General features: G+C 68.2%; 18 protein-coding genes. 6 read left to right on the top strand and 12 right to left on the bottom strand.

Features of this window, described 5'->3' with window-relative positions; translation table 11 throughout:
- Positions 1-505: ActR/PrrA/RegA family redox response regulator transcription factor (locus DMC18_RS05215; RefSeq protein ID WP_110132742.1), on the bottom strand; the 505-nt coding region annotated here is incomplete at its 3' end.
- An 88-nt stretch (positions 506-593) separates the two neighbouring features.
- Complete coding sequence (locus tag DMC18_RS05220; RefSeq protein ID WP_110120158.1) at positions 594-1,997, bottom strand: ActS/PrrB/RegB family redox-sensitive histidine kinase; 1,404 nt, start codon at positions 1,995-1,997, stop codon at positions 594-596.
- A 57-nt stretch (positions 1,998-2,054) separates the two neighbouring features.
- Between DMC18_RS05220 and DMC18_RS05225 the strand changes: the two genes are divergently transcribed.
- The gene (locus DMC18_RS05225; RefSeq protein ID WP_110120157.1) at positions 2,055-2,648 is read left to right on the top strand and encodes an SCO family protein; all 594 of its coding nucleotides are present in this window, start codon (positions 2,055-2,057) and stop codon (positions 2,646-2,648) included.
- Positions 2,649-2,748: 100 nt separating this feature from the next.
- On the top strand, positions 2,749-4,014 hold the full coding sequence (locus tag DMC18_RS05230; RefSeq protein WP_110120156.1) for a polyhydroxyalkanoate depolymerase: 1,266 nt from the start codon (positions 2,749-2,751) through the stop codon (positions 4,012-4,014).
- 205 nt (positions 4,015-4,219) lie between these two features.
- Here DMC18_RS05230 and DMC18_RS05235 read toward each other — a convergent pair whose 3' ends face one another.
- Positions 4,220-5,164, bottom strand: coding sequence for a DUF2974 domain-containing protein (locus DMC18_RS05235; protein ID WP_110120155.1), 945 nt, complete (start codon positions 5,162-5,164; stop codon positions 4,220-4,222).
- Positions 5,165-5,276: 112 nt separating this feature from the next.
- Between DMC18_RS05235 and DMC18_RS05240 the strand changes: the two genes are divergently transcribed.
- Entirely contained in the window at positions 5,277-6,014 is a 738-nt protein-coding gene (locus DMC18_RS05240; protein WP_110120154.1) for a M48 family metallopeptidase, read from the top strand.
- 111 nt (positions 6,015-6,125) lie between these two features.
- Here DMC18_RS05240 and DMC18_RS05245 read toward each other — a convergent pair whose 3' ends face one another.
- Positions 6,126-6,608, bottom strand: a complete 483-nt coding sequence (locus tag DMC18_RS05245) for a peroxiredoxin (protein WP_110120153.1) — start codon at positions 6,606-6,608, stop codon at positions 6,126-6,128.
- Between the two features lie 108 nt (positions 6,609-6,716).
- On the opposite strand from DMC18_RS05245, the gene DMC18_RS05250 reads away from it, so the two are divergent.
- Positions 6,717-7,313 carry a YqgE/AlgH family protein gene (locus DMC18_RS05250; RefSeq protein ID WP_110120152.1) on the top strand — a complete coding sequence of 199 codons (597 nt, stop codon included), beginning with the start codon at positions 6,717-6,719 and terminating at the stop codon, positions 7,311-7,313.
- Here the strand turns inward: DMC18_RS05250 and DMC18_RS05255 are convergent.
- Positions 7,310-8,938 carry an ATP-binding protein gene (locus tag DMC18_RS05255; RefSeq protein WP_110120151.1) on the bottom strand — a complete coding sequence of 543 codons (1,629 nt, stop codon included), beginning with the start codon at positions 8,936-8,938 and terminating at the stop codon, positions 7,310-7,312. The two genes, DMC18_RS05250 and DMC18_RS05255, sit on opposite strands and share 4 nt — an antisense overlap.
- Positions 8,939-9,074: 136 nt before the next feature.
- On the opposite strand from DMC18_RS05255, the gene DMC18_RS05260 reads away from it, so the two are divergent.
- Together DMC18_RS05260 and DMC18_RS05265 are read left to right on the top strand one after the other, a co-directional pair.
- Positions 9,075-9,758, top strand: a complete 684-nt coding sequence (locus tag DMC18_RS05260) for a TorF family putative porin (RefSeq protein ID WP_158285863.1) — start codon at positions 9,075-9,077, stop codon at positions 9,756-9,758.
- A gap of 239 nt (positions 9,759-9,997) precedes the next feature.
- On the top strand, positions 9,998-11,485 hold the full coding sequence (locus tag DMC18_RS05265) for a serine hydrolase (RefSeq protein ID WP_110120149.1): 1,488 nt from the start codon (positions 9,998-10,000) through the stop codon (positions 11,483-11,485).
- Positions 11,486-11,760: 275 nt separating this feature from the next.
- Here DMC18_RS05265 and pnp read toward each other — a convergent pair whose 3' ends face one another.
- The 7 genes from pnp to DMC18_RS05300 all read right to left on the bottom strand — a co-directional run bounded on the left by pnp (position 11,761) and on the right by DMC18_RS05300 (position 18,818).
- Positions 11,761-13,911, bottom strand: coding sequence for a polyribonucleotide nucleotidyltransferase (gene pnp / locus DMC18_RS05270; protein WP_110120148.1), 2,151 nt, complete (start codon positions 13,909-13,911; stop codon positions 11,761-11,763).
- 250 nt (positions 13,912-14,161) lie between these two features.
- A complete protein-coding gene (rpsO, locus tag DMC18_RS05275) occupies positions 14,162-14,431 on the bottom strand; it encodes a 30S ribosomal protein S15 (protein WP_058348691.1) in 270 nt (89 codons plus the stop codon).
- A 14-nt stretch (positions 14,432-14,445) separates the two neighbouring features.
- The gene (gene truB / locus DMC18_RS05280; protein WP_110120147.1) at positions 14,446-15,378 is read right to left on the bottom strand and encodes a tRNA pseudouridine(55) synthase TruB; all 933 of its coding nucleotides are present in this window, start codon (positions 15,376-15,378) and stop codon (positions 14,446-14,448) included.
- A 3-nt stretch (positions 15,379-15,381) separates the two neighbouring features.
- A complete protein-coding gene (rbfA, locus tag DMC18_RS05285; RefSeq protein ID WP_110120146.1) occupies positions 15,382-15,843 on the bottom strand; it encodes a 30S ribosome-binding factor RbfA in 462 nt (153 codons plus the stop codon).
- A 249-nt stretch (positions 15,844-16,092) separates the two neighbouring features.
- Positions 16,093-16,890 (bottom strand): dienelactone hydrolase family protein, encoded by a 798-nt coding sequence (locus tag DMC18_RS05290; protein ID WP_110120145.1) that lies wholly within the window; start codon positions 16,888-16,890, stop codon positions 16,093-16,095.
- Between the two features lie 17 nt (positions 16,891-16,907).
- A complete protein-coding gene (locus DMC18_RS05295) occupies positions 16,908-18,296 on the bottom strand; it encodes a serine hydrolase (protein WP_110120144.1) in 1,389 nt (462 codons plus the stop codon).
- Between the two features lie 63 nt (positions 18,297-18,359).
- Positions 18,360-18,818 carry a MaoC family dehydratase gene (locus DMC18_RS05300; protein WP_110120143.1) on the bottom strand — a complete coding sequence of 153 codons (459 nt, stop codon included), beginning with the start codon at positions 18,816-18,818 and terminating at the stop codon, positions 18,360-18,362.
- Positions 18,819-18,946: the final 128 nt, after the last annotated feature.

Below are 18,946 nucleotides of genomic sequence, written 5' to 3' on the forward strand. Positions count from 1 at the left end.
TGAGGCGGCGGGCCGTCTCGGAGACGTTGTGGCCGCACATCTCGTAGACCCGCTGGATGTGCTCCCAGCGCACGCGATCGGCGCTCATCGGGTTTTCCGGCGGGGCGGGGGCGGCGTCCTTGGCGGCCAGCAGGGCGCGGGCCACGTCGTCGGCGTCGGCCGGCTTGGAGAGGTAGTCGACCACCCCGGCCTTCACTGCCGCCACCGCGGTGGCGATGTTGCCGTAGCCGGTCAGCATGATGACCTTGGCGTCGGCGCGGGCGTCGCGCACGGCCTCGACCACCTTGAGGCCCGAGCCGTCCTCGAGCCGCATGTCCAGCACCGCGTGGGCCGGAGCATTGCTCTTCAGCGTGCTCATCGCCTCGGCCACCGAGGCGCAAAGCGTCACCTCGAAGCCGCGTTGTTCCAAAGCTCGACCGAGCCGCGTTCTCAGCGGCGCATCGTCGTCGAGCAGAAGCAGGGACTTGTCCGGCAGCGCCGCGACCAGTTCACCGATATCCGCCATGAACTCAGCGCCTCCCCGCGCCAATACTCAACCGGGTGTCGTGCACCATCATGTGTATGACTTGCAAAACTTCGCAAGTCTTTCGTCTTCAAACGCCGATGAAGCCAGGAGCCTCCATCGCCGGGCGCGGCCACCGTGCGGCCACGACCGCGCCGCCTCGTCGTCCATTTCTGAAATCCACCGCCGCCCCTGTTCGTTCCAACAGGGTCTTGGCGATGAAGAAGCCCAGACCCATGCCGATGTGGCCGGTCCGGGAGCCTTCCGCCCCAGGACGTGACGTTACGTAAGGTTCGCCCAGTTTGGCCAGTACTTCCGGAGAAAAACCCGGACCGTCGTCGCGAACCTCGATCAGGATCGAGCGGGGGTCGAAGCGGGCCACGACGATCACCTCCGAACGGGCGAAGTCGACGGCGTTCTCGACGATCGAGGTCAGGGCGTGGATCACCTCGGCCCGCCGCCAGACGTCGGGCGCGGATTCGCCGGAGGGACCGTTGACCACCGCCTCGACCCGCACGCCGTGGATCATGTGCGGCTCGATGATCTCGTGCACCAGCTGGGTCAGGCTCATGCGCTCGTGCACGGCGTCCTGGGCCTCGGGCATCTCGGTCAGGCGCTGCAGGATCTCGCGGCAGCGGGCGGCCTGGCCGATCAGCAGTTCGGCGTCCTCGCGGGTCTGCTCGTCGGGGGCGCCGCGCGCCATCTCGCGGGCGACGACCGAGATGGTGGCCAGGGGCGTGCCCAGTTCGTGCGCCGCGGCGGCGGCCAGGGCGCCCAGGGCCGAGAGCCTTTGTTCGCGGGCCAGCACGGTCTCGGTGACGTTGAGGGCCAGCTCCATGCGGGCCGACTCCGTCGCCGCCTGCCAGGCGTAGAGGCCGGTGATGACGATGCCCACCACCCGGGCGGCGACGATGGCGAAGACCACCACGCCCTCGGGCCGGGGCGTGGCCGGCACGCCGGCGGCCGATGGCAGCGGCATGTAGAGGAAGGCCAGCACGATGCTGACGATGACCGCCAGCACGCCCAGCCCCAGGGCGTAGCGCGCCGGCAGGGTGGCCGCCGCCAGGGTGACGGGCGCGATCAGCAGCAGGGAGAACGGATTGAACACCCCGCCGGTCAGATAGAGCATGCCGGCCAGCTGCAGGATGTCGAAGGCGATCTGGGCGGTGGCCTCGACGTCGCGGGCCATGCGCTGGCCGGTCGAGGCCAGGCCGATCAGCACGTTCAACCACGCCGAGAGCGCGATCAGCGAGAAGCACAGCGCGTAGGGCACCTGGACGTCGAGGACGAGGCCGCAGAACAGCACCGTCACCGATTGGCCCGCCACGGTCAGCCAGCGCTGGGCCAGCAGGGTTCGCACCCGGAGGCGGCCGCGGCGGAGCCCGGGGCCCGCCCACGACCAGTCGTCGCTGTCTTGCGCCGCTCCGCCGTCGGGCCTATCGAGCCCGTCGTGGGATGGTTTCTTCGGCGCGTCCCTGAACGAAGCGTCGGCCATGCCGCCACATTAAGGCCAGAAATTTCGATCTGGCGAGCCCCAAAGGACGCGTACCCCATGAACCGCAACCGCCTGACCGTCCTGGCCGTATGCGTGGTGGGGGTGATCCTGGCCGGCGCGCTGATCTTCCGCAGCGGGGTCTTTTCGCCGCCGCCGGCCCCCTCTGCGGTGGGCGGGCCGTTCCAGCTGGTCGACTATGACGGCAAGCCGGTCGACGAAACGGTGCTGAAGGGCAAGTGGAGCGCCCTGTTCTTCGGCTTCACCTACTGCCCCGACGTCTGCCCCGGCACGCTGCAGGCCCTGGCGACCGCCAGCGACCAACTGGGCCCCAAGGCCAAGGACCTGCAGATCGTCATGGTCTCGGTCGATCCGCAGCGCGACACGCCCGCGGTGATGAAGACCTACCTGACGGCCGGCTACCTGCCCAAGAACATCGTCGGCCTGACCGGCACGCCGGCCCAGGTGGACGCGGCGGTGAAGACCTATCGCGGCTACTACAAGAAGGTCGGCGACGGCCCCGACTACAGCGTCGACCACTCCACGGCGATCTATGTCATCGACCCCAAGGGCCGCTTCGACCGGGTCATCGCCTACAGCCTGCCGCCCGAAGAGATCGCCCGCCAGCTCAAGGCGGCGATGGAGGGGCGGTAGAACGCCCATTTTTGCGGCGCAATGCCGCTAGGTCACCTCTGGGCTGTACCTTCTTAACCGCCAGCGTGTTATGCTGCATTGCACAATCGCTGGAGACGGCATGCTGTACGCCCTGCACGAAGCGAGCTTCTACGCCTCGACCCCGCTACGCCTGGCCGCCCGCGCGGCCCGGGACTTCTGGGGCTCGCCCCTGAACCCGGCCGCCAGCACCGAGCTGGGCCGGCGGCTCTATGCCGGCGCCGACCTATTCTCCAACGTCACCCGCCGCTACGGCAAGCCCGACTGGCGGATCGACAGCGTCAAGATCAACGACGTCGACGTGCGCGTGCGCCCCACCGTCGTCTGGCAGAGCCCGTGGGCCCGGCTGATCCAGTTCGACCGCGACATGTCCGACATGCGCCGCGCCGGCCGTTTCGAGCTGGACCCCGCCGTGCTGATCGTCGCCCCGCTCTCGGGTCACTACGCCACGCTGCTGCGCGGCACGGTCGAGGCCTTCCTGCCCGACCACGCGGTGTTCATCGTCGACTGGCAGAACGCCCGCGAGGTTTCCGTCCTGCAGGGCCGCTTCGACTTCCACGACTATATCGACCACATCCGCGACATGCTGCGGGTGCTGGGGCCGCGCCCCAACGTGCTGGCCGTCTGCCAGCCCGGACCGCCGGTTCTGGCCGCCGCCGCCCTGATGGCCGAGGACAACGATCCCTCGCGTCCGGCCAGCATGACCTTCATGGGCTCGCCGATCGACGCGCGCCTGTCGCCGACCGTGACCAACAACCTGGCGGAGGAAAAGCCCTTCACCTGGTTCCAGTCGAACATGATCTACACCGTGCCCGCGCCCTATCCGGGCATGGGCCGGCGCGTCTATCCGGGCTTCGTGCAGCTGGCCAGCTTCATGAGCATGAACGCCGACAAGCACCAGGAAGCCCACCAGCGCTACTTCCACAGCCTGGTCGACGGCGACGGCGACAGCGCCGACAAGCACCTGGAGTTCTACGACGAGTACCTGTCGGTGCTGGACCTGACCGAGGAATTCTATCTCCAGACCATCGACATCGTCTTCCAGCGCCATCTGCTGCCGAAGGGCGAGCTGATGCATCGCGGCCGCCACGTGAACACCGCGGCGATCACCGACATCGGCCTGATGACGGTCGAGGGCGAGAAGGACGACATCTCCGGCATCGGCCAGACCCAGGCCGCCCACGACCTGTGCGCCAATATCCCGGCCGAGCTGAAGGAAGACTACGTCCAGCCGGGCGTCGGCCACTACGGGGTGTTCAACGGCCGCCGGTTCCGCGAGGAGATCTATCCCAAGGTCCGCGACTTCATCCTGCGCACCGATCCGAACTTCGCCGGCAAGAAGGCCTGAGGTCCGGTGGGGCCAAGCGGCCCGCTGCACCCGCGCCCCAATCTGCCTCCCTCGCCCCTATGGCGAGGGCCCATGCCGACGTCCGCTCAGACCTGCGCCGTTCGCCAAAGATCTGAGCGGCTGACCGATGGGTCCTGGGCACAAGGCCCAGGAAGGCGTCTGGAGAGGCTAGTTCGATCCCAAGGCTGCGGACCGCGTGAAGCCGTCAGGCGAAGGCCGGCGGCAGGCTGCGCCCCAGGGCGGTGCGCTCGGGGGTCTCGCCGTCCCACAGGTGGAAGGCGCCCTTCATGTGCCGGACGATGTGGAACGGCCCGTTGCGGTCCCAGAAGTGGTGATAGAGGAACGAGTCGTGGGCGATCGGCATGCCGATCAGCGAGAAGGTGTCGAACGACGTCTTGGGCGGCCCGTTGCTCTGCTTGACCACGGCGTAGACATCGAGGTCGTCGCCGATCACCGCCGCCAGGCGCGTGCCGGCGACGTTCGTCAGGCGGATCGGGTCGTTGGACCGGATGTAGTGGCGGCTGGCGGCGATGGCCTGGGCGTCGACCGCCGCGCCGCGCGCCAGCGCCACGGCCCGGATGGCGTCGGCGAAGGGCGCTGAAGCAAAACCGGTGGCGGTGACGGGGAAGCTCGCCGGCAGGTTCGCGGCCTGGCGAAACAGCGCCGCCTGGGCCTCGGCCATGGCCCCGCCCAACGAATGGCCGGTGAAGGTCGCCCGCGCCACCGGCAGGCCTTGCGCGACCAGGGCCGCATGGGCCGCCAGGGCGTAGGCCAGGGCCGCGTTGACGGTGCGGGTGTCCTGCAGCACCGCCGACTTGAAGTTCAGCAGCCAGTCCAGCTCGCTGTCGGTGCCGCGGTTGACGATCACCAGCTCGGCCGGTCCCGGCGCGTAGAAGCAGAAGGCGTCGTAGCCGCTGGGCTTGTCGTTGGCCGGCCCGATCGGCGCGACGAGGTTCAGCTTGCCCAGCCAGGACGGCGCGGTGGCCTCGGTCGAGGGCTTGTGGAAGGCGCGGTAGACCCAGGCGCTCAGCGCGGCCAGCACCGCATGGCCCGAGCCGAAGGGCGCGCCCGACTTCACGTGGTCCCGGATGGCGGCCGCCAGGGCGGCGCTGCGATCCGCCCGGGCGGGAACCTTGAGCAACACCGTCACGCCACACCCCCGACTAGAGAAATAACGTCGTTATCGCCAAGGTAGATTTCCGCTCCCTCGCGGTCAACGGCGCCTCTTGCGTCCGGCCGCGGCGAGCGCGATCTAGAGGGCGATGAACCTTTTCCGTCCGCAGCCGAAAGCCGCCCCGAAACGCTTCGCCGACGGCGACCGGCTGGAGGTGGAAGGCTGCGCCCTGCGGCTGAAGGTGGACGGCCGCGCCCGGCGGGTGTCGCTGCGGGTCGACCGGGCCAAGTCCGAGATCGTCGCCATCGCCCCCACCCCGCGCCGCCTGACCGAAGCCGTGGCCTTCGCCCACGAGAAGGCCGGCTGGATGAGCCTGCAGCTGGCTGCCCTGCCCGGCCGCCAGGTGATCGAGCCCGGCGGCGTGCTGAAGATCTGGGGCAAGTCCTACCGGCTCGAGGTCGCGCCCGGCCGGGCCCGGATCACGGACGACGCCTTGATCGCCCCCGACGACGCCAACTGGGGCCTGAAGATCCTGCGGCTGGTCAAGCGCGAGGCGCTGGAGAAGCTGACCGAGCGGACGGCCTATCATGCGGAGCGTCTCGGACGGCCGATGCCGTCTGTGGCGGTGGCCGATCCCAAGGCCCGCTGGGGCTCGTGCCGGCCGGCCCGGCCGGGCGCCCCGGCGGCGATCCGCTACAGCTGGCGGCTGGTGCTGGCCCCGGCGGCGGTGGCCGACTACGTCGTCGCCCACGAATGCGCCCACCTGATCGAGGCCAATCACGGACCCCGCTTCTGGGCGCTGTGCGAGACCCTGATCGGCGATCCGGCGCCGCACCGGGCCTGGCTGCGGGCCCACGCGGCGCAACTGCACGCGATCTCGGCCTAGAGAGTGCGAGAACCTCGTCCTTCGACAAGCTCAGGATGAGGTTCTCGACTGTCTCGGCCTATCAGTAGCCCTCATCCTGAGCCTGTCGAAGGACGAGGGCGGGCCTGAGCCTTACAGCTGGCCCAGCAGGTAGTCGGCCGACGAGACCTTGAATTCACCGGCTTCCTCGACGTTCAGCGTCTCGACGACGCCGTCCTTGGCGACCAGCGAATAGCGCTGCGAGCGCACGCCCATGCCGAACTTCGAACCGTCGAAGTCCAGGCCCAGCGCCTTGGTGAAGTCGCCGTTGCCGTCGGCCAGCAGCACGACCTCGTCGGAGATGCCTTGGTCGGCGCCCCAGGCCTTCATCACGAAGACGTCGTTGACCGAGACGCAGGCGATGGTGTCGACGCCCTTGGCCTTCAGTTCGGCGGCCTTCTCCTTGAAGCCCGGCAGGTGCTTGGCCGAGCAGGTCGGGGTGAACGCGCCGGGGACGGCGAACAAGGCGACGGTCTTGCCCTTGAAGAGGTCGTCGGAGGTGACCGGCTTGGGGCCTTCGGCCGAGCTGGTCATGAAAGTGGCCGCCGGAAGCGTGTCGCCAACCTTGATCGCCATGGTGTCATCCTGTGCTGAAAGGGCGTTCCGGAGATAAAGCGTCCGGATCGATCCGCCAATAACGTGGTTTGACTTGAAACCGACGCGTTGTGTGCCGATCCTCAACAGATGGACGCTCCCGAGACCGATCCCCTCGACGGCGAGGGCCAATTCCTGACCGGACGGGTCCTGGTGGCCATGCCCGGCATCGAGGACCCGCGCTTCGAACGCGCCGTGGTCTATCTCTGCTCGCACGACGACGAACAGGCCATGGGCCTGGCGGTGAACCGCCCGGTCGAGGGTCTGACGGTCTTCGAACTGCTGGGCAAGCTGGGCATCGACCCCGAGGTGCGCGCGCCCAGCGACCTCGTCATGTTGGGCGGACCGGTGGAGCGCGAGCGCGGCTTCGTGCTGCACACCGACGACTACGCCTCGCCGGAATCGACCTCGCCGATCGCCGACGGCCTGGCCCTGACCGTCACCCGCGACGCGCTCGACGCCCTGGGCAGCCGCATCCACCGCCCGCGCCGGGCGATCCTGGCCCTGGGCTATTCGGGCTGGGGCGCCGGCCAGCTGGAGCAGGAGCTGCGCGACAACGTCTGGCTCATCTGCGACGCCGACGAGGGCCTGCTGTTCGACGACGACCACGACAGCAAGTGGACGCGCGCCCTGGCCAAGATCGGCGTCACCGCCGACCACCTGTCGGCCCAGGCCGGCCGGGCCTAGGCCCGTCGCAACGGGATCTCGAAGCGGAAGGTCGATCCGACGCCGGGCGTGCTGTCGACCGCGATGGCCCCGCCCATCAGTTCGACCAGCTCGCGGCAGATCGACAGCCCCAGGCCCGACCCGCCGTGCGAGCGGGTGGACGAGCCGTCGACCTGGGAGAAGGTTTCGAACAGGCGCGGCAGGTGCTCGGCCGCCACCCCCACGCCGGTGTCGGCGACCGCGAAGACCAGCCCCCGATCCCCCTCGGAAACCACGACCCGCACCGCGCCGACCTCGGTGAACTTCACGGCGTTGGCGACGAGGTTGCCCAGCACCTGGCGCAGCCGCATCGGATCGCCGGTCCAGGCGCCGCGGCAGCCTTCGTCGACGGTCCAGGACAGCTCGATCCGGCGGCTCGCCGCCGCGCCGGAAAAGACCGCGCAACTGGCGTCCACCAGGGCCTCGAGATCGAACGCCTCTTCGCGCAGCCCGACGGCGCCGGCCTCCAGACGGGTCATGTCGAGCACGTTGGTCAAGAGCGCCAGCAGGGCCTGGGCGGACTCCTCGGCGATCGCCAGGCGCTCGCGCTGGACCGGCGGCAGCTCGCCGGCGGCCATGATCTGGGTCATGCCCAGGACGCCGTTCAGGGGGGTGCGGATCTCGTGGCTCATATTGGCCAGGAACTGGCTCTTGGCCAGATTGGCGGCCTCGGCCTGCTCCTTGGCCTCGACCAACGCCTGCCGCTTGCGGGCGAGGTTGGCCAGCACCTGGGACAGCCAGGCGAAGAGCACGACGCTGGCCACGACCAGCAGCAGGAAGACCAGGCCCATCCAGGGTGCGGCGCGCAGCAGCAGCGACATGCCAGGATCCCGGGCCGGCCAGGCCAGGGCGCCGATCCGCCGTCCCTGGCGATCATGCAGCGCCACATAGGGCTCCACCGCCTCGTCGCCCGTCACCAGGCTCAGCCCCTCGACGCCGAGGTCGCCGCGCATGCCCGCGATGAAGCCGGCGCCGATCTTTCGGGCGGAGATCACCACGACCGGCGCGCCGGGCCGCCTGGCCATCAGCGCCGGGTGCTCCGCGATCACGTCACTGGCCACCACCAGATAGAGCGCGTCGCCCGACCGCACGAGACCGGAAGCGGTCGAGACGCCCTCCAGGTCGGCGCGCCCCGCCCGGCGGGCGGAGAGGGCGCTGGCGGTCACCGTCTCGACGATGTCGTCGGCGTCGGTCCGCAGCGCCTCGACGCGGTCGGGCAAGACGCGCTTGCCGGCGATGGAGGCGTAGACCACCCCGCCGTCGCGGACCGCGAAACTCAAGTCGTGGCTGAAGTAGCGATGGTAGTAGTCGCCGTAATTGACGTCGGCCCAGGCGGTGTCGACCTCGCCGGTCATGGCCTCGTAGGCCTCGTCCCAGACGGTGGCCGAGGTCACCTCGCGCGTCATGCGGTCGAGGGTGCGGCGGACGGTGCGTTCGACCAGCGCCCGCTCGTCCAGGGTCTCCATATGATCGAGCGACCGCGCGGCGAGCAGCATCAGGGCCAGACCGCCGAGGATCGAGGCCGCCACCAGCACGACGGCCGAGCCGACGATCCAATGGATCGCCTGCAATCGGCGGGCTTCGGGAGAGGTCGGAGTGCTCAACACGCCTCTTGGCCTAAAGGCCGCGTCGCTAGCGCTTCGTTAACTGCGACCGATGGCCGCAAGACATCGTTTTCCCAAAACCGTAAGGACCCTGGTCACGACTGGCGGTCCACTGGATCGGCAAGATCCGGAGTTCTTGATGCGCACCTTCCTCGCCGGGGCCGCCCTGGCCGCAGCCCTCGTCTCGCCTGTCCTCGCCCAAACCGCGACCCAGACCGCCACCGAGCCCGCGGTCACGATCACCGGCAAGATCGGCGTGGTGTCGGACTACCGGTTCCGGGGCGCGACCTTCTCCGACGAGCAGCCGGCCCTGCAGGGTGGCCTGACCGCCACGGCCGCCAACGGCCTCTACGGCTGGGTCTGGGGCTCGACCATCGACGACTACGGCGGCGCGACCACCGAGCTGGACGTCGCCCTGGGCTACACCTTCACCGCCGGCGGCACGACCTTCGACGTCTCGGCCGCCCGCTACGGCTATCCCGGCGGCCAGGACGTCGACTACTGGGAGCTGCCGGTCTCGGCCAGCCGCGCCTTCGGCGACTGGACCTACGGCCTGGGCTTCGCCTGGTCGCCCGAGCAGGACGCCCTGGGCGGGATGGACAACCGCTATGGCTATGTCCGCGCCGCCTGGACCTCGCCCAAGGTTCCCGTGACCATCGCCGCCCAGCTCGGCTACGAGGACGGCGCCTTCGCCCCCGACGGCAAGTGGGACTGGTCGCTGGGCGTGAACCACAAGATCAAGGCCGTGGACGTGGGCCTGGCCTATATCGGCAGCGACCGCACCCCCGACACGGTGGTGGCCTCGGTGACGGCCGGGTTCTGATCCCGACCGCCCGTCATTCCCGCCCTTGTGGCGGGACCCCCTCTATCGGCCGCAAGGGCGGGTGTTGACCGAAACAGACACTCGCTCGCGACGCTGACTTGACCGTCCGAAACAGGCGGCGGGACCAACTTCGGTTCACGACCCGTCGCGGACCGTCGGAACGCTCCATCGTGGACTGGCGGTCTGGAGGCGTGCTCCCCGGGCAAGGCGCAAGGCGGCGCGTTCAATTAAGGTTCAGCTTGACTGGCACCTACCTGTGGTGGAACGGCCAAGCCGTTCGGGTCAGCGACGAAACGGGGGGTTTTGTGGACACTACGAGGCGCGCGCACCTGCAAGGTCTGGCAGGCGCTATGGGGCTGGCCGCCGCCGGCCAAGCATTTGCCGCCGACACCCGCTTTTACGGAACCTGGACGGCGGTCGTCGATCCAGGGAAGGTGCCGCAGACCATGCGGCTGCTTATCGACGCAAAGGGCGCGGTCTTTCAGATCAGCAGCTTCAACCAGGGAGACGCGAGTTTTCCCGGCGGACAGGTCACCGTCGATGGCGAGAAGATCAGGATCGGCATCGCGCCTCTCAAGCTGACCATCGAAGGCGTGCTGAAAGACGACCGCCATATGGACGCGGTGATCAACCAAGGCGCACCGGTCGAGCTGCGCTTTACCAGGGGCCAGGTCGCCGACAGCGTTTCGGAGCGGAAGTGGCCGCTGCTGACCAAGGATCTTCTTGAGGCGCAGCGGGGGCTCGCGGGGGCGCCCGGCATCGGCGCGGCCTGGGCGCGCGGGGCCAGGTCGGCGATCTTGGTGGCTGGCTCTCGCTCCGGTGAGGCGCAGATTCCCATTCGGACTCAGGATCAGTGGCACTGGGGTTCGATTGGCAAGTCGATGACCGCGACGCTCTGCGCCCGCTTGGTGGATGCTGGCGTACTGTCGTGGGACATGACGGTCGGTCAGATACTTGCCACGGAGGGTTATTCGGTTCCCGAGGCCTACAGCGACGCGACCTTGGTGCATCTGCTCAGTCACCGCGCGGGTTTGCAGCGCGACATCGGCGACACTGGCGGGGTGGTCTTCAGTCAGGACTTGGCCGACGCCCGCGCCGAGCGGTTGCAGTATGCCCGCTTCGCCCTTGCTCAAAAGCCGGTGGGGCCGCTGGGCGCCCAGCACTTTTACAGCAATACAAGCTTCGTCGTTGCCGGCGCGATGCTGGAGAAGGTCACAGGAAAGTCCTGGGAGACTCTGATCCAGAGGGAGGTATTCCGCCCCCTCGGTATCAAACGTGCGGGACAGGGCGCGCCGGGCGTGCGCGGGCGGATAATCCAGCCCATCGGCCATCTGGTGACCAACGGCAAGCGCGTGCCCCATCCGCCGGGAGGTCCCGACGCCGACAATGTCGCCGCCATGGGCCCGGTCGGCCGCGTGCATATGCCGATGGCGGATATGCTGGTTTATCTGAGCGCGCACCGAGATCGCCCGACGACGTTCCTCAAGGCCGCCACCTGGGACAAGCTTCACACACCTCCCTTCGGCGCCAACGACGCCCTAGGGTGGTTCACCAGCGAGGACGGCCGGCTTTTTCATACGGGCTCGAACACCCTGTGGCGGGCCGAGGTCCTGGTCGACCCGAGAGCCGGATTCGTCTGCGCGACCTGCGCCAACGATGCGACGCCCGAGACCGCGCGGGTGGTGGAAGAGGTTCTCTTGTCGGCGCGGGCGACCGCTCTTGCATAAGAGAAATGGGGGCAGGCCGCCCCCGCCGCCGATCCGACTTTGCCCAAGGGTCTCGGCTGAAGGCGTTGCGTGGCGCACTTAAAGGACTAGGTCCGCAAACCACCCATAGCCGACATCAGATCCGTCCGCTTCTTAGCGGGTTGTCGGTAGCAGTGGATGTCCCCGCCACAGGGGTCGGAATGACGGGAAGAGATCAGAACTTCCCCCAAACGCAAAACGGGCGGCCCCTTTCGGAGCCGCCCGCTGCTTTTTCAGGCCTGGCCTGAAAGCCGGCGTCAGGTGTTGACGGCGTCTTCCGGCGAGACTTCGGCCTTCTTCGACAGGTCTTCGCCCGTCGTCTGGTCGACGACCTTCATCGACAGCTTGGTCTTGCCGCGGTCGTCGAAGCCCAGGAGCTTCACCTTCACGATCTGGCCTTCCTTCAGCACGTCCGACGGCTTGGCGACGCGTTCGTTGCTGATCTGGCTGACGTGGACGAGGCCGTCCTTGGCGCCGAAGAAGTTCACGAAGGCGCCGAAATCGACGACCTTGACGACCTTGCCGTCGTAGATCGCGCCGACTTCAGCTTCCTGCGTGATCGACTTGATCCAGTCGATGGCGGCCTTGATCTTGGCGCCGTCCGAGGCCGAGACCTTCACGGTGCCTTCGTCGTTGATGTCGACCTTGGCGCCGGTGGTGGCGACGATCTCGCGGATCACCTTGCCGCCGGTGCCGATCACTTCGCGGATCTTGTCGGTCGGGATGGTGATGGTCTCGATCTTCGGAGCGAAGTCGCCGACTTCCTCGCGCGGCGCGTCCATGGCCTTGTTCATTTCGCCAAGGATGTGCTCGCGGCCGCCTTTGGCTTGCGCCAGGGCCTGCTCCATGATCGCGGGCGTGATGCCGGCGATCTTGATGTCCATCTGCAGCGAGGTCAGGCCCTCGCTGGTGCCGGCCACCTTGAAGTCCATGTCGCCCAGGTGATCTTCGTCGCCGAGGATGTCGGACAGAACGGCGAAGCCGTCCTTTTCGAGGATCAGGCCCATGGCGATGCCCGAGACCGGACGGACCAGCGGAACGCCGGCGTCCATCATGGCCAGCGACGAACCGCAGACCGTGGCCATCGAGGACGAGCCGTTCGACTCGGTGATCTCGGAGACCAGGCGGATGGTGTAGGGGAAGTCTTCCTTGCTCGGCAGCATCGGGCGCAGGGCGCGCCAGGCCAGCTTGCCGTGGCCGATTTCGCGGCGGCCCGGGCTGCCCATACGGCCGGTTTCACCGACGCTGTAGGGAGGGAAGTTGTAGTGCAGCAGGAAGGATTCCTTGTAGGTGCCTTCCAGGGCGTCGATGAACTGCTCGTCGTCGCCGGTGCCCAGGGTGGCGACCACGATCGCCTGGGTCTCGCCGCGGGTGAACAGGGCCGAGCCGTGGGTGCGCGGCAGGATGCCGACTTCGCCCAGGATCGGACGGACCTTGTCGACGGTGCGGCCGTCGATGCGGATGCCGGTGTCGAGGATCGAGCGACGGACGATGTCCGCTTCCAGTTCCTTGAACACCGAGACCAGCTTCAGCGGGTCGATGCCGGCCGGGTTCGTATCGCTCTTGGCGAAGGTCTCGATGGCCTTGGTCTTGGCCGCGCCCAGGGCGGCGACGCGGTCGCCCTTAGCCTGGATCTTGTAGGCGTCGGCCAGGTCCTGACCCACGGCCTTCTTCACTTCGGCCTTCAGGGCGTCGGTGTCTTCCGGTTGGAAGTCGAACGGCTCCTTGGCGGCGTGTTCGGCCAGCTCGATGATCGCGTCGATCACCGTCTGCATTTCCTTGTGGGCGAAGTTGACGCCGCCCAGGACGATCTCTTCCGAGAGTTCCTGGATTTCCGACTCGACCATCATCACGGCTTCGGCGGTGCCGGCCACGACGAGGTCCATCTTGCTTTCCTTCAGCTCGTCGAGCGTCGGGTTCAGCACGTAGCCGCCATCAACGTAACCGACGCGCGCAGCGCCGATCGGGCCCATGAACGGGGCGCCCGACAGGACCAGGGCGGCCGAGGCGGCCACCATGCCCAGGATGTCGGGATCGTTCTCGAGGTCGTGCTGCAGCACGGTGACGACGACCTGGACTTCGTTCTTGAAGCCCTTGACGAACAGCGGACGGATCGGACGGTCGATCAGGCGGGAAACCAGGGTTTCCTTTTCCGACGGACGGCCTTCGCGCTTGAAGAAGCCGCCGGGGATCTTGCCGGCCGCGAAGGTCTTCTCTTGGTAGTTGACCGTCAGCGGGAAGAAATCTTGGCCGGGCTTCGCCTTCTTGGCGAACACGGCGGTGGCCAGGACGACGGTTTCGCCCATGGTGGCCAGAACGGCGCCGTCGGCTTGACGGGCGATGCGACCGGTTTCGAGGACCAGCGTCTTGCCGCCCCACTCGATCGTCTTGCGTTTGATATCGAACATTTTTCTTCTTTCGGTTCCCGCGGGCGGATTCCCGTCGGGGGTGGACAGGGGCGGACGGCCAATGGAGCCGGCCCGATGATCCTCATCCTAATGTGACAGGCGGGGGTTTGAGGACGTGAACCCTCACACGTACGGGGCGCCGGTCCTTTGGGACCTGGAGCCCTTGGATCCGCCGCTTCGGCCTGTCTCGAAGCGAGGACCCTAAAAAGCGTTCCGCCGCCCTACCGGAGTAAGGCGGCGGAAATGCGCCTTAGCGGCGCAGACCCAGCTTCTCGATGAGAGCCGCGTAACGGCCTTCGTCGGACTTCTTCAGGTGGTCGAGGAGACGGCGACGCTGGGAAACCAGCTTCAGCAGGCCACGACGGCTGTGGTTGTCCTTCTTGTGGGTCTTGAAGTGCTCGGTCAGGTTCGAGATGCGCTCCGAGAGGATCGCGACCTGGACTTCAGCGCTGCCGGTGTCACCCTCGGTGCGAGCGTGTTCGGCGATAAGAGCGCTCTTGCGCTCGGCAGTGATCGACATCGGGTTGTCTCCGCTCAGGTGAGTTGGAAGACCCGCACCGGATTGAGCTTTCCGGCGCGCATCTCGCACAAGGCCACCAGGCGCTCTCCGGACATGGCGGAAACAGTGCGATCGCCGGGCGTGAGCTCGGCTTTCAGCTGTTCCACCTGCCTGGGTAGCAGAACGATGGCGCGTCCTTGCGCAAGCCGGAAGGCGTCTTCGTCGGTCACGGCCAACGCCGGGATGTCGTCCAGCGCGGTCTCGACCGGAAGCAATGCCTCCGACAGGCGCGCCTCATAGCTCAAATTCTCGAGACTTTCCAGGCTTATCGCCGAATCCTCGGCGAACTGGCCCACCCGCGTTCGGCGAAGCTGGCTGACATGTCCACAGGCTCCGAGCGCGGCCGCCAGATCCCGGACCACGGCGCGCACATAGGTGCCCTTGCCGCATTCCATCTCCAGCTCGACATGGTCGGCGTCGGGGACCGAAAGCAGGCGCAGGGCGTGGATGGTCACCTTGCGGGTCTGGAGCTCGAACTCCACCCCGTCGCGGGCCAGGTCATAGGCGCGCTCGCCATCGACCTTGATGGCCGAATAGTTCGGCGGGATCTGGTCGACCTCGCCGACGAAGGCCGGAAGCGCCGCCTCGACGGCCTCCGCCGAGGGCCGCACGTCGGACGAGGCCGTGGTCTCGCCCTCGCGGTCGAGGGTGGTGGTGTTGCGGCCCCACTCGATGGTGAAGCGATAGGCCTTGTCGGCGTCCATCAGGAACGGGACGGTCTTGGTCGCCTCGCCCAGGGCCAGCGGCAGGATGCCCGTGGCCAGCGGATCCAGCGTGCCGGCATGGCCCGCCTTCTGGGCGTTGAACGCCCGGCGCACGCGGGACACCGCGCTGGTCGAGGTCAGGTCGTAGGGCTTGTCCAGGCACACCCAGCCGGAGACGGCGTCGCCCTTCTTGCGGCGCGCCATGGATCAGTCCTCGTCTTCGTCGAGGACGTCGCTCAGGCGACGATCGGTGTCCTGCAGAACCTTGGGATCGAGGAACAGTTTGTCCATATAGGCGGCCGTGCTGAAGCTCTCGTCGTGAAGGAACTTCAGGTCGGGCGTGAACTTCATGTCGATCGACCGGCCCAGGCGCCCGCGCAGGAACTTGGCGACGCGGTTCAGGCCCTTGATGATCTCGTCGACGTTCTGGGCCGCGCCCTGATCGGCCAGGCCCGCGCCCAAGGGCTCGACGAAGCAGACGGCGTGCCTGAGGTCAGGGCTCATCCGCACTTCGGAAACCGTGACGGAGACGCCGGCCAGGGCCTCGTCCTGCAGTTCCTCCTCGCGGAGGATGTCGACCAGGGCGTGGCGGATCAGTTCGCCGGCGCGGAGCTGGCGTTGCGAGGGACCCACGGGTCCACTCTTGGATTTTTCGGAATGGCGCTTCATGGCGCGGATAGCCTTTGCAGCCCGGCCGGCGGATCGAACGCCGGGAACGCGGGGGAAAATCGAAGGCGCGGTGTCTAGGCGTCTTGTGGACGGAAGTCCAGTACCGAGACCCTCCCCCTGAAGGGGGAGGTGTCGGCGAAGCCGACGGAGGGGGATGTGATTTCCTATGTTGGCGGCGGCCACGAGTTCAGCAGACACTTCCCCCTCCGGCCCTTCGGGCCACCTCCCCCTTCGGGGGGAGGATCAGGTTCAAGCCCCCGTCCGCTCCCGGAAGAACTCCACCACCCGCCGCGCCGCCGCCATCCCCTTGCCGTCCGGCCGGTCGCGATCCAGGTGCAGGGTCAGCACCGAATGCGGCGGGATCACCCGGTAGGCGTTGGCGTCGGCGTCCTCCAGCTCGATCAGCTCGGCCCGCTCGCCGAACTCGGCCTTCAGCCGCTCGAAGCGGGCGTCGCGCACATGGCGGTCGCTGCGATAGCGCAGGGCGATCAACGACAGGTCCTCGGCCTCGAACCGCGCCTTCGCACAGGCGATCTCGGCCGGCGAGGCGTCCAGCCCGCCCTTGTCGAGCACCGGCAGCGACGGCTCGGCCAGCACCGGCGCGACCACGACCGGCTCGGTCATCATCGCCAGGGCGAAGCCGCCGGTGAAGCACATGCCCACCGCCCCGACGCCCTTGCCGCCGCACTCGGCGTGGACCTGGCGGGCCAGGGCCTTCAGCCAGTCGACCACCGGGCTGGACCGCCCGCCGCGCCAGATCGCGAATTCGCGCCGCACGCAGGCCAGACGGAAGGTGACGGCGTCGATATAGCGCTTGGTCACGCCCTTGCCCGGCTCGCCGAACAGGCTGGGGCAGAAGACGGTCATGCCGCCGGCGGCGACGTCGCGGGCGAAGTCCAGCACGCCGGGATGCAGGCCGGGAATTTCGTGGATGACGATGACCGCCGGCCCCGTCCCCATGCGCCAGACCGGACGCGTGTGGCCCTCATGGGTGAAATCGAACCGGGAAAAGCCTTCGAGCGCCGCCTCGTCGATCGCGTTCGCCATCGCTTCCCCCTCCGTCCTCAGCCCGCCTTGGGCCCGATCAGGAACTGTTCGACCTTGCCGTCAGGCGTCAGCCGCATCGACACCGACAGGGTCCGCGCCCCGAACGCCGCATCGAAACCGTACCAGGCCATGCCGCCGCGGACTTGGACGCCCTGGCCCTCGAGCATGCGCAGCGGACCCAGCGGCGCGAGACTTTTGCCGAAATCGGCCAGCCGCGCGGGGGTGAACCAGGCGCGGCCGTTGCCGGTGAGCAGGGCCGGATCGATCCGCCCGGCCTGCAGCTGGGCGACCAGATCGCGCGCCGTCGCGGCCGCGCCGGTCGAGGGGCGCAGCAGGAAGGCGACGCGCTGGGAGATGGCCGTCTGCGGTTCGCCGAAATCGGCGTTGGCGATCACGCTCACCGCCCGCTTCTCGGAGGGCCAGACGGTGTTGCTGGTCAGCACGCCCGACAGCATGCCGCCGTGGCTGATCGACGTGGCCCCGTCGCGCACCTTGACCGAAACCCCCAGGCCGTAACCGGCCGGCACGCCGCTGGAGAGATCAACCGACGTGGTCATCGCCTCCCACGAGGCGGGCTTCAACAGCTCGCGGCGGATCATCGCCCGGTTCCAGCGCGCCAGGTCCGACGGCGACATGGCCAGCTCGGCCGCGCCGAACAGCCAGCCCGGCGCCTCCTTGTCGGCCAGGACCACGGGTCCCAGGCCATAGCGCGTGTAGTGCCCGGCGTCGGGCGGCGACAGGGCCTTCGTATCGTCCTCGGTGACGCCGGTCATGCCCAGGGGATCGAAGATCCGGCGCTTGAGGAAGGCGACCAGCGGCTCGCCGGACACCTTCTCGACGACCAGGCCGGCGATGACGAAGCCGGTGTTGGAGTAGCGCCACTGCTCCCCGGGCGGATAGTCCAGCGGAATGCGCGCCCAGTCGTCGAGGATCTTCTGCGAGGTCGTCGGCGCGCGCATGGCCTCGAACACGAAGTCCTGGGGCCAGTAGTCGCGATAGCCGGCGGTGTGCGACAGCACCTGGCGCAGGGTGATCTTGTCGCCCTCGGTCAGGCCGGGGACGTATTTCCCGATCGGATCGTCGAGCGAGACCTTGCCGTCCTCGACCAGCAGCAGCACGGCCGCGGCGGTGAACTGCTTGCTGACCGAAGCGATCCCGTAGCGGGTGGTCGTGGTGGCGGGAACCGCCGGCGACAGCCGCGCCTGGCCATAGGCCTGGGCGTAGGCCAGTTCGCCATCCTCGACGATGGCGACCGAGGCCGAGGGCGCGCCGGTGGCGGCCAGCACCTCGCGGGCGATGGCGTCGATCTCGCGGGTCTTGTCGGGAGAAAGCGGCGCGGCCAGGACGGGCGCGGCCAGCATCAGGGCCAGGGCCAAACCGCCCGCCAGAACCGTCCGTCGCCGCATCGAAAGCCCCCTCGCACCGAAGACGGCACAGTGGGGCCGCGTCGGCGCGCGAGGCAAGGGCGGCTAGAGGCTCACGCCCGCATGGGCCGGCATCTGGATCAGGTTGAAGAAGGTCAGCACCGTCTCGCCGTGCTGGTTGGTCACCGTCGTGAAGGTGCGGATCGTGCCGCGATCGGGCTTGGAGCGCGAGCGGGTCACCTCGGCGATCTCGCGGCGGACGGTCAGCGTGTCGCCGGGACGGACGGGCTTTTGCCAGGTCAGTTCGTTGATGCGGATCCCCAGCATCGGCGTGGCGCCGAACGGGGCGGTGTCGACATATTCGCGCATCACCCGCGAGGCCACGTGCCAGCCGCTGGCGATGATCCCGCCGAACCGGCCGGCGGCCGCCGCCTCGGGATCGACATGCATCGGCTGGGGGTCATAGGCGCGGGCGAAGTCGAGGATCTCGGCCTGGGTGAACGTGAAGGGCGCGCCGGTCCAGGTCTCGCCGACGGTCAGGTCGTCCAGATAGCGGTCGGTCATGCCGAAACTCCGGATTCGAGGCTGAAAACGACGAAAGCCCCCGGCGAGGTGCTGGGGGCTTCGTAGAAAGTTTGGGTGCGGGGACAGGATTTGAACCTGTGACCTTCAGGTTATGAGCCTGACGAGCT

This window comes from Caulobacter sp. D5, assembly GCF_003185805.1.
Lineage (GTDB): Bacteria > Pseudomonadota > Alphaproteobacteria > Caulobacterales > Caulobacteraceae > Caulobacter.

Coding starts and splice junctions, on each gene's coding strand:
- truB (WP_110120147.1), bottom strand. CDS start 15,378: ATGGCGCGCCGCAAGAAGGGCGACGCCGTCTCCGGCTGGGTGTGCCTG.
- DMC18_RS05250 (WP_110120152.1), top strand. CDS start 6,717: ATGGACGCTCCCGAGACCGATCCCCTCGACGGCGAGGGCCAATTCCTG.
- DMC18_RS05290 (WP_110120145.1), bottom strand. CDS start 16,890: ATGGCGAACGCGATCGACGAGGCGGCGCTCGAAGGCTTTTCCCGGTTC.
- DMC18_RS05220 (WP_110120158.1), bottom strand. CDS start 1,997: ATGGCCGACGCTTCGTTCAGGGACGCGCCGAAGAAACCATCCCACGAC.
- DMC18_RS05240 (WP_110120154.1), top strand. CDS start 5,277: ATGAACCTTTTCCGTCCGCAGCCGAAAGCCGCCCCGAAACGCTTCGCC.
- rbfA (WP_110120146.1), bottom strand. CDS start 15,843: ATGAAGCGCCATTCCGAAAAATCCAAGAGTGGACCCGTGGGTCCCTCG.
- DMC18_RS05230 (WP_110120156.1), top strand. CDS start 2,749: ATGCTGTACGCCCTGCACGAAGCGAGCTTCTACGCCTCGACCCCGCTA.
- DMC18_RS05295 (WP_110120144.1), bottom strand. CDS start 18,296: ATGCGGCGACGGACGGTTCTGGCGGGCGGTTTGGCCCTGGCCCTGATG.
- DMC18_RS05245 (WP_110120153.1), bottom strand. CDS start 6,608: ATGGCGATCAAGGTTGGCGACACGCTTCCGGCGGCCACTTTCATGACC.
- rpsO (WP_058348691.1), bottom strand. CDS start 14,431: ATGTCGATCACTGCCGAGCGCAAGAGCGCTCTTATCGCCGAACACGCT.
- pnp (WP_110120148.1), bottom strand. CDS start 13,911: ATGTTCGATATCAAACGCAAGACGATCGAGTGGGGCGGCAAGACGCTG.
- DMC18_RS05300 (WP_110120143.1), bottom strand. CDS start 18,818: ATGACCGACCGCTATCTGGACGACCTGACCGTCGGCGAGACCTGGACC.
- DMC18_RS05260 (WP_158285863.1), top strand. CDS start 9,075: ATGCGCACCTTCCTCGCCGGGGCCGCCCTGGCCGCAGCCCTCGTCTCG.
- DMC18_RS05225 (WP_110120157.1), top strand. CDS start 2,055: ATGAACCGCAACCGCCTGACCGTCCTGGCCGTATGCGTGGTGGGGGTG.